Annotated in this window: 16 protein-coding genes; 5 read left to right on the plus strand and 11 right to left on the minus strand. The window is 72.3% G+C overall.

All coding sequences use genetic code 11. The annotated features are described in order from the left end of the window. Positions 1–7: 7 nt before the first annotated feature. From EOD73_RS06575 to EOD73_RS17530, 4 genes are read right to left on the minus strand one after another with little or no spacing between them, the layout of a single operon-like run. Complete coding sequence (locus EOD73_RS06575; protein WP_127681996.1) at positions 8–607, minus strand: DUF2894 domain-containing protein; 600 nt, start codon at positions 605–607, stop codon at positions 8–10. A gap of 2 nt (positions 608–609) precedes the next feature. After that, complete coding sequence (locus tag EOD73_RS06580; RefSeq protein WP_127681998.1) at positions 610–1,287, minus strand: OmpA family protein; 678 nt, start codon at positions 1,285–1,287, stop codon at positions 610–612. Next, positions 1,280–3,802, minus strand: a complete 2,523-nt coding sequence (locus tag EOD73_RS06585; protein WP_127682000.1) for a coiled-coil domain-containing protein — start codon at positions 3,800–3,802, stop codon at positions 1,280–1,282. Before EOD73_RS06585 ends, EOD73_RS06580 begins: the two co-directional genes overlap by 8 nt. A gap of 7 nt (positions 3,803–3,809) precedes the next feature. Then, positions 3,810–4,973, minus strand: a complete 1,164-nt coding sequence (locus EOD73_RS17530; RefSeq protein ID WP_127682002.1) for a DUF3348 family protein — start codon at positions 4,971–4,973, stop codon at positions 3,810–3,812. On the opposite strand from EOD73_RS17530, the gene EOD73_RS06595 reads away from it, so the two are divergent. Then, positions 4,912–5,400 (plus strand): hypothetical protein, encoded by a 489-nt coding sequence (locus tag EOD73_RS06595; RefSeq protein WP_127682004.1) that lies wholly within the window; start codon positions 4,912–4,914, stop codon positions 5,398–5,400. The two genes, EOD73_RS17530 and EOD73_RS06595, sit on opposite strands and share 62 nt — an antisense overlap. Positions 5,401–5,479: 79 nt before the next feature. Here EOD73_RS06595 and EOD73_RS06600 read toward each other — a convergent pair whose 3' ends face one another. Next, positions 5,480–6,340, minus strand: coding sequence for a DUF1444 domain-containing protein (locus EOD73_RS06600; protein WP_127682006.1), 861 nt, complete (start codon positions 6,338–6,340; stop codon positions 5,480–5,482). Between the two features lie 50 nt (positions 6,341–6,390). Here EOD73_RS06600 and EOD73_RS06605 point away from each other — a divergent pair, with 50 nt between their 5' ends. Then, complete coding sequence (locus EOD73_RS06605) at positions 6,391–7,293, plus strand: DMT family transporter (protein ID WP_127682008.1); 903 nt, start codon at positions 6,391–6,393, stop codon at positions 7,291–7,293. A 125-nt stretch (positions 7,294–7,418) separates the two neighbouring features. Here EOD73_RS06605 and EOD73_RS06610 read toward each other — a convergent pair whose 3' ends face one another. After that, positions 7,419–7,619, minus strand: a complete 201-nt coding sequence (locus EOD73_RS06610; RefSeq protein ID WP_127682010.1) for a hypothetical protein — start codon at positions 7,617–7,619, stop codon at positions 7,419–7,421. A 156-nt stretch (positions 7,620–7,775) separates the two neighbouring features. Then, the gene (locus EOD73_RS06615; RefSeq protein WP_127682012.1) at positions 7,776–8,351 is read right to left on the minus strand and encodes a histidine phosphatase family protein; all 576 of its coding nucleotides are present in this window, start codon (positions 8,349–8,351) and stop codon (positions 7,776–7,778) included. An 85-nt stretch (positions 8,352–8,436) separates the two neighbouring features. On the opposite strand from EOD73_RS06615, the gene EOD73_RS06620 reads away from it, so the two are divergent. Then, the gene (locus tag EOD73_RS06620; protein ID WP_127682014.1) at positions 8,437–9,537 is read left to right on the plus strand and encodes an S-(hydroxymethyl)glutathione dehydrogenase/class III alcohol dehydrogenase; all 1,101 of its coding nucleotides are present in this window, start codon (positions 8,437–8,439) and stop codon (positions 9,535–9,537) included. Further along, entirely contained in the window at positions 9,537–10,391 is an 855-nt protein-coding gene (gene fghA / locus EOD73_RS06625) for an S-formylglutathione hydrolase (RefSeq protein ID WP_127682016.1), read from the plus strand. Before EOD73_RS06620 ends, fghA begins: the two co-directional genes overlap by 1 nt. Before the next feature lie 3 nt (positions 10,392–10,394). On the opposite strand, the gene EOD73_RS06630 is transcribed toward fghA, so the two are convergent. Genes EOD73_RS06630 through EOD73_RS06645 form a run of 4 tightly spaced genes read right to left on the minus strand, consistent with a single transcriptional unit; the run spans position 10,395 to position 13,915 of the window. Next, a complete protein-coding gene (locus tag EOD73_RS06630) occupies positions 10,395–10,844 on the minus strand; it encodes a hypothetical protein (RefSeq protein ID WP_127682018.1) in 450 nt (149 codons plus the stop codon). A 10-nt stretch (positions 10,845–10,854) separates the two neighbouring features. Further along, complete coding sequence (locus EOD73_RS06635; RefSeq protein WP_127682020.1) at positions 10,855–12,063, minus strand: acyltransferase family protein; 1,209 nt, start codon at positions 12,061–12,063, stop codon at positions 10,855–10,857. 47 nt (positions 12,064–12,110) lie between these two features. Further along, positions 12,111–12,863 (minus strand): LytR/AlgR family response regulator transcription factor, encoded by a 753-nt coding sequence (locus EOD73_RS06640; RefSeq protein ID WP_127682022.1) that lies wholly within the window; start codon positions 12,861–12,863, stop codon positions 12,111–12,113. Continuing rightward, positions 12,860–13,915: a sensor histidine kinase gene (locus EOD73_RS06645; RefSeq protein WP_127682024.1), complete on the minus strand. Its 1,056-nt coding sequence runs from the start codon at positions 13,913–13,915 to the stop codon at positions 12,860–12,862. The genes EOD73_RS06640 and EOD73_RS06645 overlap by 4 nt, the downstream gene beginning before the upstream one ends. A gap of 123 nt (positions 13,916–14,038) precedes the next feature. Here EOD73_RS06645 and EOD73_RS06650 point away from each other — a divergent pair, with 123 nt between their 5' ends. Beyond that, positions 14,039–14,824 (plus strand): alpha/beta family hydrolase, encoded by a 786-nt coding sequence (locus EOD73_RS06650; protein WP_127682026.1) that lies wholly within the window; start codon positions 14,039–14,041, stop codon positions 14,822–14,824. The last annotated feature ends 112 nt before the right edge of the window (positions 14,825–14,936 follow it).

Consider the following 14,936-nt stretch of genomic DNA (forward strand, 5'->3'; position numbering starts at 1 on the left):
GTGCTGGCTAGGGACGCCTTCGAATCGGCGCCTTCGGCTTGGCCGGCTTGCGCGGCACCACCGCCACCGGTGACGCCGCCGGTGCCGGCGCAGCGGCCGCGCGAGGCAACGAGCCCAGCACGTCGAACTGCTGCATCAGCCGCTGCAGGTACTCGGGCGACAGGGATTGCAGTTGCGCCAAGGCCTTGGGCATCAGCGCGTGGGCGTTGAGCGGGCCCACCGGGGTGCTGGGCTCGGGCGGCACGTCGGCCAGGCGGCGGGCCACGCGCAGGCGGGTCCAGTCGCGGGTGTTGGCGCGCACCGCGCGCAGCTCGGGCCAGGCGCCGTCGGCGGCTTCGGGGTGGCCGGCGTTCAGCGCGGCGGTCAGGGCCTGCAAGGGCGGGCGCACGGCCGAGGGCGCGCGGGCGGGTGCTGGCTCGCCCCCGGGCAGCGCCGCCACACCAGCGCCCAAGCGGCGGCACAGCAGGGTGCGCAACGCGCCTTCGGCGCGGGCCGCGCGGCGGGCCAGGGCCACCAGGGCGTGCCAGCGCGCGGGGTGCGTGCGCGCGGTCTGGGCTTGCGGCTGCGCTTGCAGCCAGCTCAGCGGGTCGTCGGCCGGGTCCAGCATCGTCAGGGGGCGCTGGCCGCCGAAGCGGCACTCGCCGCGGCGCCCGCACGGCGCGGCATCGGGGCGATCTCCACGCGGCGGTTGAGCGCGCGGCCGGCGGCGTCGGCGTTGGAGGCCACGGGCTGCTCTGGCCCGAAGGCGGCGGCGAACACGCGCGAGGCGGGCACGCCGTCGGCCATCAGCGCGCGGGTCACGGTCAGCGCGCGCAGGGCCGAGAGCTCCCAGTTGTCTTCGAAGCGGCGGTTGCCGCCGCGCACCTGCTTGTCGTCGGTGAAACCGCTGACCATCAGCACCTCGTCGCGCGCGGCGAGGTAGGCGTTCAGGCCCGGCGCCAGGCCGCGCAGCAGCTGACGGCCTTCGTCGTGCAGTGCATCGGAACCCGGCGCGAACAGCACGTTGCCGGCGATGCCGATGCGCCCGTCTTTGAGCGTGATGCGCCCGCCCGCCAGCGGGCCGGCCAGGGCCTGTTCCAAGGCCTCGCGGCGCTGGGCCTCGGCCTGGCGTTGGCGTTGCGCGTCGTCCAGCTGCTGCGCCAGGTCCATCTGCATGACGAGGGCGAAGGCCAGGATCAGCACGAAGGCGCCGAGCACGCCCGTCATCAGGTCGCCAAACGCCGCCCACACCGGCGTGGCGCCGGCGCCGTCGGGGGCACCGTCCACCAACGGGTCGTGCTCAAGCATGGCCGGCCTTGCCCGCGTGGCGCAGGGCGTCCACGGCTTGCTTCTGAGCGTCCAGGCAGAGGTCGATCACCTCGCGGGCCTGGGCCACGTAATAGGCCAGCTGCTCGTCGCTGCGGGCGATGCTGCGCTCCAGCGAAGCGTCCACCTGGCTGAGGTGGCCCACCAAGGCCTCGTTGGCGCTGTGGAACTGCGCCACGGCCGCGCCAAAGCCTTCGCCCAGCGCGCCCATCTCGGCGGCGCTGCCCGCCAGTTGGGTGGCGGCTAGCGCCAGGGTCTCTTGCGTGGCGCTGGCCTGCGTGGCGACGCGCTCGCTCAAGTCGTTCATCAGGGTGGACGAGGCGCTCACCAGCCCGTCCACCGCGGCGCGCTGCTCGCCCGCGGCCTGCTGCACGGCGGTCAGCAGGGTGTGCAGGGTCTCCATGAGCTGCGCGCGCTCGGCCAGCGCGGCGTTGTCGCGCACCAGGCTCTGGCTGAGCTGTTCGCGCAGCGCGGCGACCACCTCGCCGGCGGCGCGCGGGGCCTCGGCGGCGCTGGCCAGCAGGCCGGTCACCTCTTGGATGGTGGCGCGCGCCTGGGCCTCGGCCTGGGCCACCACCTCGCGGGCGGTGGCGGCCAGGGTGTCGGCCAAGGCGGTGTGGTGGGCCTGCTGCTGCGCGGTGGCCGCGCTCCAGGCCTGCTGCATGCCAGACTGGGTTTCGGCCAGCGCGCTGCGCCAGGCGGCCAGGCGCTCGGCGTCGGCCTGGGCCAGGGCGGCCATGCGCTCGCCATCGGCCTGGGCCAAGGCCGCCTGCTGCGCGGCTTGCGCTTCGCTCCAGCGCAGCACCAACTGGGTGGACTGCGCGGCCAGGCCCTCGGCCCAGGCGCTGGCGGCTTGGCGAGACTGGGCGCTGGTCTCGGCCAAGGTGGCCTGCGTTTGCTGGGCCAAGGCCTGCACGGCCTCGCGGGTGTGGGCCACGGCCTCGGCCAGGGCCTGCTGGGTGTGCGTCACCGTCTCCGTCAGGGCCACGCCACTGCGCTCGGCCTGCTCGGTCATCAGGGCCGCTTGGCGCTCGACCTGGGCCTGCATCAGCGCAGCCTGGCGTTCCACCTGCGCCTCCATCAGGGCGGACTGCTGCTCGGCCTGCGCCTGCATCAAGGCCGACTGGCGCTCGGCCTGCTCGGTCAGCGCACGGGCCTGCGCCTCGGCTTGCGCCGCCAAGGCGGCGGCCTGCTGCTGGCTGTGCTGCTGCAGGGCCTGCTGCAGCGCGCCCACCTGCGTGGCCGCGGCGGCCAGCTGGGCCTCCACGGCCTGGCGCACGTCGGCGCCCAGTTGCTGCACGCTGCCCTGCACCTGCGCGGCGGTGTGCTGCAGCTGCTGCGCGCTGGCCTCGGCCACCGCCTTGTGAAGTTGTTCGGCGCTGGCGCGCACGGTGTCGGCGGTGTGGCTCAGCGCCTGCTGCAGGCCTTGCGCTTGGGCGCTGGCGGCGGCGGTGTGGGCCTCGGCGCTGGCGCTCACCGCGCGCGCCAGGGCATCCACCTGCTGAGCGATGTCTTGCACCGTGCGCTGGTGCAGCGTGGTGGCGCTGGTGGTCAGCTGCGCGTGCAGCGCCTGAGCCTGCTGGGCCAGGGCGCTCAAGGTGGCGTCCACCGCGGGGCGGATGGTGTCGGCGGCGCGCTGGGCGCTGTCCACCAGGCTGGTGCGCAGCGTTTGGTCCACCGAGGCGGCCAGGCCGGTGAAGGCGCTGCGCGTGTCGGCCTGGAAGCGCTGCTGCTCGGACAGCCACTGCGCCTGGAACTGCGCCTGCTGCTCGGCCATCTGCGTGTGCAGCGCCTTCACCTGGGCCACCAGCTCGGGCACGGCCAGGGCTTGGGCTTGCAGGGCGCGCTGGGCTTCGTCGCGGCGGTGGGCGGCGGTGTGCGGGTGCAGGGGGCCGAGCAAGGCGGCGTCCAGCGCCTGCGCCACGGCCTGGCGTTCGCGACGGGCCAGCGCGGCCATCAGGCCCAGCATGGCCGAGGTGGCCACCCCCGCCACCGAGGTGCCGAAGGCCAGGCCCAGGCCCTGAACGGGCGCGGTCAGCGCGGCGCGCATGGCGGTCAGGTCGGTGGTGGCGCGCAGCGCGTTGGCCGTGCCGCCCAGGGTGATGACCAAGCCCACGAAGGTGCCCAACATGCCCAGCAGAACCAGCAGGCCGGCCAGCGAGGGCGCCAGGGCCGGGCCGGGCAGCTCGCTGCGTGCGCCGTCCAAGCGCTGGCGCACGGGCTCGCGCAGCGCGGCGGGCAGCTGCAAGAGCCAGTCGCCCAGCGCCGCCACCGCGGCCCCCGGTTGGGCCAAGGGCAGCAGCGCGCCTTTCAGCTGCGCCGTGGCGCTCCGGTAGCCGTGCAGCTCCCAAGCGCCCAGGCCGAAGAAGAAGGCGACCAGCACTGTCGTGCCCAGGGCCACGGCGTGGTGCTGCACGGCAGCGCCCCCGGCCCAGCCGATGGCGGCCAGGCCGGCAACGAGGGCGGCGGGGTACAGGAAGGCGGTCAGGCGGTTCATCGCGAAATCAGTCGGAGTCGGTGGGCGGCGCCTCGGCAGCGGCCGCGTCGTTCAGGGCTTCGAGCAGGCCCAGAACGGGTTGGAGTCGGAGGTCGAGTTCGGCGCGCAGCAGGCGCTGCACGTCGGCCCAGAAGGTGGCGCGCCAGCCCACCGGGGGCCAGGCTTCGGCGTCGGCCGGCTCGCCGGGCGTTTGCGCCTGCAGGTCAAGCCCACGCTGGACCAGCAGCGCGCTCAGGCCCGAGAGGCGCTGTTGCTCGGCCTCGGCCAAGGCGCGGTCGAACACGGCGTCGTAAGCGGCCAGCTGCGCCAGCGCGGGGCCCGCCTCGCTCAGCTGCGCGCGCAACCGGGTGCGGAAGGTGGCCACGCGGCCAGCCAGCGCGCGTTGCTGGGTGGCGTGGTGCAGCCGGTACGGGGCGACGGCATCTTGCGGGTTGGAGGCGCTGGCGCTGCGCGCGGGCATGGCACGGCCGCGGCCCAGCGGAAGCGGCGGGCCACCTTGCACCAGGGTGGGCTCGGCAAAGGCGGCGTGCAGTTCGGCAACCAAGCGCTCCAACGCGGCTTCGGCCCAGCGGCGGGCGGCCAGCACGGGCGATTCGGCGTCGGGGGCGTCGGTCGGTGCCGGGCGGGTGGCAGCGGGGGCGGCCAGCACCTGGGCCAGGGCCACGGCGTCCATCCAGCCCATGGCGTCGGCCAAGCGGGGCGTGAAGGGCTGGCGCGGGGGGCGCAGGCGCGTGCCCCAACTTGCCAACAAGCGCGGCAGGTGCTGGGCCGAAGGGGCCGTTAGGGCCGTTCGCCCAGCCCCATTGGGGGTCGGCGCGGCCGGCTGATTTCCCCCTGCGTGCATGCCGAGTTCGCCGTCGAAAAAACCGCGCATTTTAGGCGGTGGGGTGTGGGTGACTTGAGCCGCCACCGAAGGGGGAACGGCGGACAACAAGGGGCATGTCCACTGGGGGCGCTCGCCGCGGAGCCGGATCGGCAGTGGCCGCTTGCCCCGGACGCCATGGTTAGGCGTCGCTCCACGTACTTCCCATGCTTTCGGATACGGCTGAAGCGGATTGGGCTGATAAGGTCGTGCTGATGATCGAACCATCAACCTGTACGCCTTCAACATGACCTCGCCCAGTGGGCACGAGTCTGCCCTGAAAGCCGTGCGCGACACGACGTGGGTCATGGTGTCCTCTCCGAGCGCTAGCGAAGACGAGATAGTGAATCGCCTGATTGGCCTGGGCTATTCCGCTACCGGAGCGGAGAAGCTCAACGCATTCGTCCCGTCGGCGTTTGCTTGGGTGCTGTTACGGCGCCTAGGTGTCGGGAGCTTTCCAAGCCACTACATCGCACTTGATGCAGATGGGACCGAGGTCAGTATTCCAGTTGCCAGGGAGCACTACTTCACAGCGGCACTACAACTTGCTTTTGAGACGCTTGAACATGGCTGGAGCGATGACCTTCCGCGAGAAGCGTTTGAGGCGGTCATTGCTCGAAGCGCAGAGATGAATGCCGCAAACAAGGCGCTGAACGAGGGGGCGTCCATTGCGGGCGCGGCACTTCAGCCGCTCCGCGTATTTCGCTTTTCTGCAAACGAGGCGAGCAATGGCTAAACAGTCGCCCAAGCCGATTCTTATCGACGAACCTGCGCTCACGGCTCGGCTTCAAGGTTGATCGGCGCTCACTCGACCCTCACCTCCCCAACGCTACCCACTTCCCCTCCCGCCGCACGAACAACTCCGGCGTCAGCGCATAGGCCGACTCCCGGTGCGCCTTTTGGGCGATGCCGCGCAGGCGCTCCACCATCGCCGGGGTGCTCAGGCTGGTGACGAGCAGCAGGTCGCGGGCTGGAACGGCGACCACCCAGGGCTCGGGCAGGCCGATTTGGGCCTCGGTCCACAGCGTGTCGAGCAGCAGCAGGCTGGCCTCGAAGTTGCCGCCGGCGGTGACCATGGCCAGGCCGTTGCCGCGGCGCACCTCCACGTCGCTGAGTACGCGGCGCAGGTTGGCCAGGGCCAGCACGCGCAGGGCCTCGGGGCGGGTGGTCCAAGCGGCGAGGTCGGCCTCGGTGAGGTAGCGCAGGCGCTCGGGGGCGTCTTCGGCGTAGTGGACGGTCAGGGCGTCGTTCAGCGGCTCTTGGAACAGCGGTTTGGGCGCCTTGCCGCCGCGCTGAGTCACGGTGCGGGCCACGCCCTCGGCCCAGGCGCGGTCTTTGACGATGGGCACGACGCGGGCCAGGTCGATGGGCTGCGCGGTGTCGGTGGCGCGGGTGCCCTGCAGCGCGGCGATGTGGCGGGCGATGACGGCCTCGGTGTCGGCCGGGTTCTGCAGGGCTTGGCGGTGGGCGTTGTCGAGGTACACCAGCTGCGGCGACTGCCCCGGGGGCGCCACTTCCAACTCGCCCGGGCTTTTCTGGACGACCTTCCAGTTGGGCTGCGTCTTCTTCAGCTGCTCGACGAAGCGCTGCTCGAACTGGGCCAAGGTGGGCGCCGCAGGGGGCGCGGCCAGGGCCGGGAAGGCGAAGCAGCAAAGGGCCAGGATCCAAGCGCGCATGGGCGGTCTCCGAAAGGGGGCGGCGCATTGCACCACCACAATCGCCGCCGATGACCCCCTCACGCCCTCCCCGTGGCCCGATCGACCGCAACGCCGCCCTGCTGATGCTGGGCCTGTGCCTGTGCTGGGCGCTGCAACAGATCGCGGTGAAGTGGGCGGCGCCCGACATGGCGCCGGTGGCGCAGATCGGCTGGCGCTCGGCCGTGGCCGCGGGCCTGGTGGCCCTGTTCATGGCCTGGCGGCAGGAGCCGCTGCACTGGCGCCGCAACGGCCGCGCGGGGGCGCTGGTGGGCCTGCTGTTCGGCGTGGAGTTCTTGCTGGTGGCCGAGGCGCTGGTGCGCACCTCGGCCGCGCACACGGTGGTGTTCCTGTACACGGCGCCGCTGTTCGCGGCGCTGGGCTTGCACCTGCGGGTGCGTGCCGAGCGGCTGCGGCCGCTGCAGTGGGGTGGTCTGCTGCTCGCGTTCGCGGGCATTGCCCTGGCCTTTGGGCGGGCGCCGGCCGCGGGCACCTCGCTGCTGGGCGACGCCTTCGCGCTGGCGGCCGGGCTGGCCTGGGGGCTGACGACGGTGGGCGTGCGCGGCAGCCGCTTGGCCGATGCAGCGGCCAGCGAGGTGCTGCTGTACCAACTGGTGGGCGCGGCGCTGCTGCTGCTGGCGGTGGGCGCGTGGACGGGGCAGATGGCCTACCGGCCGACGCCGGTGCTGGCGGCCAGCCTGGCCTTCCAGGCGGTGGTGGTGGCCTTCGTCAGCTACTTGGTGTGGTTCTGGCTGCTGACGAAGGTCGTGGCCTCGGCGCTGGGCGCGTTTTCGTTCTTGACGCCGGTGCTGGGCGTGGGCCTGGGCGCGCTGCTGCTGAACGAGCCGCTGGAGCCGGCCTTTTTGGGCGGCGCGGTGCTGGTGCTGGCCGGGGTGACGGTGGTGAGCCTGAACCCGGCGAAGTCGGAGCACTGAACAGCGCCTCCTGAAACGACAACGGCCCGGCAGGGCAGGGCCGAAAAGACAACGGCCCGGCAGGGCAGGGCCGAAAAGACAACGGCCCGGCAGGGCCGGGCCGTTCGATCCCCCGAACGGGAACCTTAAGAAGCGCGTTTGACGATCACGACCACCGGCGGCAGCTTCGCGATGGGCGCGGCGCTGGCGTGGACGGGCGTGGGCTTGGCGATCAGCGGCTCGGCCACGGCGGCGGCGCTGGCGATGGTCAGGCCGATCATCAGGCTGAAGGTCAGCACGTCGCTGAGCAGGCCGAGGGACGAAAGGCTGAAGGTGTTGCGGGTCATGAAGGGCTCCTGGGGGTGGTTTCGGTGGGGGAATCGGTGTTCGATGGGTGGACTTTGATCCCCCGTTCCCCGCGCCACCAGCGCCGTGTGACGACCTGCCAAATGCCGCGACGAATGCGGGAAAACCCCGCATGAGCAGCAGGCCGGTGCGGGGTCTCAGCCCGCCATCCACCGGCCCAACACCCGCGGCGCGCCGCCCTGGCCCCGCACCCACACGCCTTCGCCCGAGGCCGGCACGAGGCCGGTGAGCGCGGTGATGTTGACTTGGTGGGTGACGACCACGAGCACGCCTTGGCGCGGCTGCGCCGCGAAAGCGGCCAACTCGGCCTGCGCGGCCAAGGTTTGGGGGTTTTCGCGCTGGGGCTCGGCAAAGAACGAGGCCCAGGCCGTGCGCGGCTCGACGACCGGTTGTGGGAAAGCCAAGCGGGCGGTGTCTTGCGTGCGGCACCAGGGCGAGGCCCACACGGCCGCCACCGCCAGGCCTTGCGCTGCCAGCGCCTGGCGCAAGGCATCGCCCAGGCGGCGGGCCTGGTCGCGGCCTTCGGCGTCGAGGTTGCGTTGGGTGCGGCAGTCGCCCAACTGGAAACCCGCCGGATCGCCCGTGCCCGGGGCGCGGGCGTGGCGCAGCAGCAGCGCGTCGCCGGGGCGCAGGGCGGTCCAATCCAAGGCTTGCGCCTGGGCGACTGCCAAGGGCCCAACCCCCAGTGCCAACGTGAAAGTGCGGCGTTGCATGGCCGACGATTCTGCTCAGGCAAGGCCGCCCCGGTGCAGGGAGGGGCTTGCCTAAGATGCCCCGCCCAATGCTTGGAGACCCCCAATGAAGACGCGCGCCGCCGTGGCCTGGAAGGCCGGAGCCCCTCTGACGATCGAGGAGGTGGACCTGGAGGGCCCGCGCGACGGCGAGGTGCTCGTGGAGGTGAAGGCCACGGGCGTGTGCCACACCGACGCCTACACGCTCAGCGGCGCCGACCCCGAAGGCCTGTTCCCGGCCATCTTGGGCCACGAAGGCGCGGGCGTGGTGCTGGAGAGCAAGGTCCCCTGGCTGAAGCCCGGCGACCACGTGATCCCGCTCTACACGCCCGAGTGCCGCGAGTGCAAGTTTTGCCTGAGCCGCAAGACCAACCTGTGCCAGGCCATCCGCCCCACGCAGGGCAAGGGCCTGATGCCCGACGGCACCAGCCGCTTCAGCCTGAACGGCCAGCCCATCCTGCACTACATGGGCACCAGCACCTTCGCCAACCACATCGTGGTGCCGGGCATCGCGCTGGCCAAGGTGCGGCCGGACGCGCCCTTCGACAAGGTCTGCTACATCGGCTGCGGCGTCACCACCGGTGTGGGCGCGGTGCTGTTCACCGCCAAGGTGGAGGCTGGCGCCACGGTGGCGGTGTTCGGCCTGGGCGGCATCGGGCTGAACGTGATCCAGGGCGCCAAGATGGTGGGCGCGGGCCGGATCATCGGCATCGACATCAACCCGGCGCGCGAGGACATGGCCCGGCGCTTTGGCATGACCGACTTCGTGAACCCGAAGGACGTGCCCAACCTGGTGGACCACCTGGTGCAGATGACCGACGGCGGCGTGGACTACAGCTTCGAGTGCGTGGGCAACACCACGCTGATGCGCCAGGCCCTGGAGTGCACGCACAAGGGCTGGGGCCGCTCCATCATCATCGGCGTGGCGCCGGCCGGCGCCGAGATCAGCACCCGCCCCTTCCAGCTGGTGACGGGCCGCAAGTGGGAAGGCAGCGCCTTCGGCGGCGCGCGCGGCCGCACCGACGTGCCCAAGCTGGTGGACTGGTACATGGAGGGCAAGCTGCAGATCGACGAGCTGATCACCCACAAGCTGCCGCTGGAGCGCATCAACGAGGCCTTTGACCTGATGCACGCCGGCACGTCCATCCGCACCGTGATCGAGTTCTGATGGACGGCTTCGCGCTTTTGAGCCAGCACGCGTGCTTTGGCGGCTGGCAGCAGTTTTGGCAGCACGCCAGCCGCGAGACCGGCACGTCCATGCGCTTCGGGCTGTACCGCCCGCCCGGCCCTGTGCGCGGGCTGCTCGTTTACCTGGCGGGCCTGACCTGCACGGAAGAGACCTTCGCCATCAAGGCCGGCGCGCAGCGCCGCGCGGCCGAGTTGGGACTGGCCGTGCTGAGCCCCGACACCAGTCCCCGCGGCACCGACATCGCCGGCCAGGCCGAGGCCTGGGATTTCGGCGTGGGCGCCGGCTTCTACCTGGACGCCACGCAAGCGCCGTGGGCCACGAACTGGCGCATGGAGAGTTACCTGATGCGCGAGCTGCTGCCGGCGGTGCAGGCGGAGCTGCAGGGCGTGCCGGGCGTGCCGGGCTTGCCGGTCGGCCTGATGGGCCACTCCATGGGCGGCCACGGCGCGCTGACGCTGGCGCTGCGCCACCCGGGGCGCTTTGCCTCGGTGAGCGCGCTGGCCCCCATCTGCGCGCCGGCGCGCTGCCCCTGGGGGCGCAAGGCCTTCGCCGGCTACCTGGGCCCCGACGAGTCCACCTGGGCGGCGCACGACGCCAGCGCGCTGATGGCCTCGCAGGCCCAAGCACCCTACCCCCGCGGCATCCGCATCGACCAAGGCCTGGCCGACCAATTCCTGGCCGAGCAGCTGCACCCCGAAGCCTTCGAGGTGGCCTGCGCCGCGGTGGGCCAGCCGCTGACCCTGGTGCGCCACGCCGACGCCGACCACGGCTACTACTTCATCGCCAGCGTGATCGACGCGCACCTGGCGCACCACGCGCAAGCGCTGGGTTGAAGCTCAGCGCTTCGTGCGCGCTCGGCCTTGCGGCGAGATGGCGCCCTCGGGGTGGCGCTTCAGGCTGGGGATGAAGTCGGCGCGGCGAAAGCGCAGCGCCGACCAGTCGGCGTCGATCGCCACCTGGCGGACCGGCTCGTAGCCCGCGGCGCCGAGCACGGCCCAGCCGCTGTCGCGGTTGAACTCGGCGCGGTAGGCCTTGGACGTGCCCTTGGGGTAGGCGATCCACAGCACCGCATCGCCCTCGGCGGCGGCGCACAGCGCGGCGCAGGCTGCGTCCCGCTCGGCCACCGTCACCGCGAAGGCCAGCCCAAACCCCAGCGGGGCGTGGGCTTGGCGAAGGACGCTCACGCCGTCCAACGCGGCCAAGGCCGGCTCGAAGGCGGCGGGCGCGTTGAGCACCGCCACGCGGCGGTGCGTGCCGAGGTTGAGCTTCTGGAACAGCGGGGTCATGCAAGGCCTTTCAGGCCGGGGCAGTGCCCCCCGGCGCAGGCGTGACCTTAACGGGAGATCGAGGCGCCTCGATGCCCACCAGCCCGCGCAGCCCTGGCACGTGGCGCAGCACCGCAAAAGCCAGCGTGCACACGGCGGCGGTGCCCACGATGAGCAGCAGCGCCTCCCATCCCCAGGGCAGGCCGGCGGGCTTCAAGGCCATGGCCAGCAGCACGATGACCGACTGGTGCAGCACGTACAGGCAGAACACCGCCGCACTCCAGGCCCGCAACCGCGGCGTCTCTTGGGGGAACGCGCGTTGCGCCCAGCCGCAAGCCGCGGCGATGGCCCACCAGCACAAGGCGGCCCAAACGACGCGCATGGCCATGCGCAGGGCCTCCGGCGGGGTGGCCGTGTCGTAGGCCTGGAAGTAGGTGACCGTGGCCACCCAGGCCAACAAGGCCGTACCCAACAAGGCCCAGCGGGCGCGCAGGGCGTGCGCCCAAAAGGCCGAGCCCGCCGGCGTTCGCACGGCCCAGCCCAGCGCGAATAGCCATCCGTACTGGGCATGGTTGTACAGGTCGTTCACCAGATCGTGTGTGCTGGGGAAGGCGCTGAGCAGGCCGACCCGGGCCGCCGCCAAGGGCAGCACCGGCAACAAGCACCAGGACCAGGGGCTGGCGATCCAACGGGAGCGGGCCGTCCCCACCCATCGGGCCAAACGGGGCGCCAGCAGCGCCCCCACGCAGGCGTAAAGCCACAGGTAGGGCAAGAACCACAGGTGGTTCCAGGTGGGCGTGACCAGGCACTCCGTGCCTCGACAGAAGTGCCCGCCTTGCAGGTAGGCAACCCAAAAGTCGAAGTAGCCGCCGTCGCCTGGCAACTGGGCGGGCATTTGGGTCTGCACCTCGAAGTAGGTTTGCGGCACCACGATCACGGCCATGCCGAACACCAAGGGCAGCAGCAGCCGGCGCGATCGATCGCGCCACACGCCCCAAGGGCCCCGCCGGGCCATCAGGCCCTGGCAGGCGGCACCGGCCACGAAGAACAGCAGGCCCAAGCGCCACGGGCTGGTGAGCAGCATGAAGGGCTCCAGGCCCGGGTGCAGCGTGGCGCTTTTGACGTGCCAGCCCCAACTCACGTAGTACATCCCCACGTGGTACGGGATGAGCAGCGCGAAGGCGGCCAAACGAAGCCCGTCCAGAAACGGCAGGCGCGAAGGAGCGGTGAGGGAGTTCATGGCGCACAGCTTGTCGCGGCACGGCGCGCGCGACCAGCGCGCTGGGGTCAGCGGGGGGCGGCCTGGGGCGAGTGGGGGGCGGCGCCGGACAGCACCGTGTCCAGCGCCTCGCGAAAGCGACGGGACACGCCCAGCACCGCGCCACTGCGCATCGTCAGCAGGGCCTCGCCGCCGGCTTGCGGCGCCACGGCTTGCACGTGCGCGGGGTTCACGGCGTGGCAGCGGTGCACGCGGACGAATCGGCCCGCCCACCCGGGCTGGGCCAGCCAAGCGACCAGGGCGCCGCGCTCCAGAAACTGCTGTGGCGGCAGGTGCAGGCTGACGTAGTTGTCGGCGCTGGCCACCCATTGCACGTCGGCCAGGGCGATGCGGCGGCGACCCTCGCGGGTGCTCACCCAGGCATGCGCCGCCGGGGGCTGCGCCACCCAGGCGCGCACGCGGTCCAGGCTCTGCGCCAGGCGCTCGGCATGGAAGGGCTTGAGCAGGTAGTCGACCGCGCCAAGCGCAAAGGCGTCGAGCGCGTGCTGCGCGTGGGCGGTGGAAAAGACGACGCAACGCACCAGGCCGTCGCGCGTCAGGACTTCCGCCAGCTGCAGGCCGTTGGGACCCGGCATGTCGATGTCGAGCACCGCCAGCGCGAAGGGGCCCTCGCGCTGCGCCGCGGCCAGGGCGCTCGGGGTGTCGACGGCCTCGACCACGTGGCCCACGTCGGCATGCGCCGCGAGCAGGCGGCGCAATCGCGCGCGGGCGGCGGGCTCGTCGTCGGCCACCAGCACGCGCAGCCTGCGGTCGGTGCTCATGCCGGCCACGACAGCGCCAAGCGCATGCCCCCCGCATGCGGGCCGAACTGCACGGCCGCGTCCGCGCCCCAGCGCGCCTGCAGGCGCTCGCGCAGGTTGCGCAGGCCGTGCCCCCCGTCGGGTTCGCCTGGCGCATGCACGCCGCTGTTGTCGAGCTGCAAGTGCAGGCGCCCGTCGCGCAAGGCGGCCGTCAAGGCCACGGTGACCGGCCCCGTGTGCCGGGCCACGTCGTGCTTGACGGCGTTCTCCACCGGCGCCAGCAGCAGCAGGGCCGGCAATCGGCAGGCGAGCGCGGCCTCGCTGGCCGCGATGTCCACTTGCAGGCGGTCCCCGAAGCGGGCCTGCATCAGCGCCAAGAACGGTCGCACCAAGCCCAGCTCCTCGGCCAGGGTGTGCTCGCCCGCCACCTGGGCCGCGGTGGTCTGGCGCAGCAACTGGGCCAAGTCGCACAGCAAGCGGTCGGCGCGATCCACGTCTTCGTGCATGAGGTTCGCAATCAGGTTCAGGCTGTTGAACAGGAAGTGGGGCTGCACCTGCTCGCTCAGGCGGGCCAAGCGGGCCTCGGCGAGCTCCCGGCGCGTGCGCTCCAACTCTTCGCGCTGGGCGCTCGTTTCCTGCATGGCCCAGATGCCGTGGCTGAGGGCCAGCAGGATGGCGTAGCTCACCAAGTCCTTCGCGCCCTCGTACACGAGCACCTCGGACCACGGGTCGGGCTCGTAGCGCACCCCGGCCCCCGCGTAAACCGCGAAGCGCAGCCCGAGCATGCCCGCCACGTGCAGGGCGTTGAAGGCCAAAGCGCCAGCGACCCAAGCCAGCCAACGGTGTCCTGGCGGCCACCGCCGCCAACGCCCGACCAGGACATGCAAGCCCAAGGCCAAGCCCCCGACCACCCATGCCGAACTGAATTCCCACACGAAGGGCTCCCAGTCGCGCGTGCCACCGACCTGGTGGTAGTCCTGCAAGGCCGCCACGCTGAGCAGCAGGCCCACCGCCGACCAAAAGGCGGCGTAAGCAAGGGAGCCCCAACGGCCGTACGGAAATGCAAATGGCATGCCCGCAAGGTAGCACCCGCGCCGATCCAGGCGCCCACCATTCGCCCCCCGACCAGCGCCACTCGCCCCAGGCGCTCCACGAATGGTTGAAGATGCCGTGTCCCGCCACCCTGTGCTGTTCCCATGCGACTGCGTGCTTGGCCGCTGCTGTTCTTGACGACCGTTGGGCTCCCGCTGGCCGCTCGCGCGGAGTTCCAAGCGCTGACGCTGAGCACGCCGCGCGGCGCGGCGCTGTCGGTGCTGGCCGACTGGCCGGACCCCGAGCGCTTCGGCCCTGGGCCCTACCCGACCTTGGTGCTGGCCAGCGGCGCCGGCTACCACCAGCGCATGCCGCTGCAGGCCACGCTGGCCGAGGCGCTGAGCGCCGCCGGCGTGGGGGTCGTGCGATTCGATTGGGCCTACTTCAGCGCCCAAGGCCAGCCCTCCGACGACCTGGCCCCCGAGCGCGAAGACCTGCAAACCGTGCTGGCCCATGTCCGAGGCCTGAAGCACGTGGACGTGGACCGCCTGACGGTGGCCGGCAAGTCCCTGGGCAGCCTGGTGGCCTGGCAGGTGTTCCGCGCCGACCCGGACGTGTCGCGGGCCGTGCTCTTGACGCCCTTGTGCTCGCGCAGCACCGACGGCACGCTGCAATCGGTGGCCGCCGAGCGCTACCCCGGTGTCAACGGCCGCGACGCCCGCCCTGCGCTGTGGGTGCTGGGCGACCGCGACCCCGCGTGCGCGCCGGCCGTGTTGCGGGCGTTCCTGCGCGAACGGCCGCAGGACGGGGTGCGGGAACTCGAGGGCGACCACGGCCTGGAGCGCCGCGACCTGCCGGCCCCCGTGGCCCGCGCGCGGCGGGCGCGTGCGCACGACGAGGCGGCCCAGGCCGTGCTGCAGTTCACGCTGGGCGACGGCCGCGCCCCGTGATCGTGGCGGGTACGCGGCACCCCGCCCCGTCGGCTCCGCCAACAAAGTCGCGCCGCCCGCCGCTTTCCCATCCCCAGGTCTGGACGCCCGCGGCCCAGCAACCTATCGTTCA

It is taken from the genome of Inhella crocodyli (genome assembly GCF_004004565.1).
GTDB lineage: Bacteria > Pseudomonadota > Gammaproteobacteria > Burkholderiales > Burkholderiaceae_C > Inhella > Inhella crocodyli.

What these genes read in the sequence shown, in the direction of transcription:
- EOD73_RS17530 (WP_127682002.1), bottom strand. Translation starts at nt 4,973, where the DNA reads ATGACCCACGTCGTGTCGCGCACGGCTTTCAGGGCAGACTCGTGCCCA.
- EOD73_RS06575 (WP_127681996.1), bottom strand. Translation starts at nt 607, where the DNA reads ATGCTGGACCCGGCCGACGACCCGCTGAGCTGGCTGCAAGCGCAGCCG.
- EOD73_RS06635 (WP_127682020.1), bottom strand. Translation starts at nt 12,063, where the DNA reads ATGAACTCCCTCACCGCTCCTTCGCGCCTGCCGTTTCTGGACGGGCTT.
- EOD73_RS06640 (WP_127682022.1), bottom strand. Translation starts at nt 12,863, where the DNA reads ATGAGCACCGACCGCAGGCTGCGCGTGCTGGTGGCCGACGACGAGCCC.
- EOD73_RS06650 (WP_127682026.1), top strand. Translation starts at nt 14,039, where the DNA reads ATGCGACTGCGTGCTTGGCCGCTGCTGTTCTTGACGACCGTTGGGCTC.
- fghA (WP_127682016.1), top strand. Translation starts at nt 9,537, where the DNA reads ATGGACGGCTTCGCGCTTTTGAGCCAGCACGCGTGCTTTGGCGGCTGG.
- EOD73_RS06615 (WP_127682012.1), bottom strand. Translation starts at nt 8,351, where the DNA reads ATGCAACGCCGCACTTTCACGTTGGCACTGGGGGTTGGGCCCTTGGCA.
- EOD73_RS06645 (WP_127682024.1), bottom strand. Translation starts at nt 13,915, where the DNA reads ATGCCATTTGCATTTCCGTACGGCCGTTGGGGCTCCCTTGCTTACGCC.
- EOD73_RS06600 (WP_127682006.1), bottom strand. Translation starts at nt 6,340, where the DNA reads ATGCGCGCTTGGATCCTGGCCCTTTGCTGCTTCGCCTTCCCGGCCCTG.
- EOD73_RS06595 (WP_127682004.1), top strand. Translation starts at nt 4,912, where the DNA reads ATGACCTCGCCCAGTGGGCACGAGTCTGCCCTGAAAGCCGTGCGCGAC.
- EOD73_RS06630 (WP_127682018.1), bottom strand. Translation starts at nt 10,844, where the DNA reads ATGACCCCGCTGTTCCAGAAGCTCAACCTCGGCACGCACCGCCGCGTG.
- EOD73_RS06610 (WP_127682010.1), bottom strand. Translation starts at nt 7,619, where the DNA reads ATGACCCGCAACACCTTCAGCCTTTCGTCCCTCGGCCTGCTCAGCGAC.
- EOD73_RS06585 (WP_127682000.1), bottom strand. Translation starts at nt 3,802, where the DNA reads ATGAACCGCCTGACCGCCTTCCTGTACCCCGCCGCCCTCGTTGCCGGC.
- EOD73_RS06620 (WP_127682014.1), top strand. Translation starts at nt 8,437, where the DNA reads ATGAAGACGCGCGCCGCCGTGGCCTGGAAGGCCGGAGCCCCTCTGACG.
- EOD73_RS06605 (WP_127682008.1), top strand. Translation starts at nt 6,391, where the DNA reads ATGACCCCCTCACGCCCTCCCCGTGGCCCGATCGACCGCAACGCCGCC.
- EOD73_RS06580 (WP_127681998.1), bottom strand. Translation starts at nt 1,287, where the DNA reads ATGCTTGAGCACGACCCGTTGGTGGACGGTGCCCCCGACGGCGCCGGC.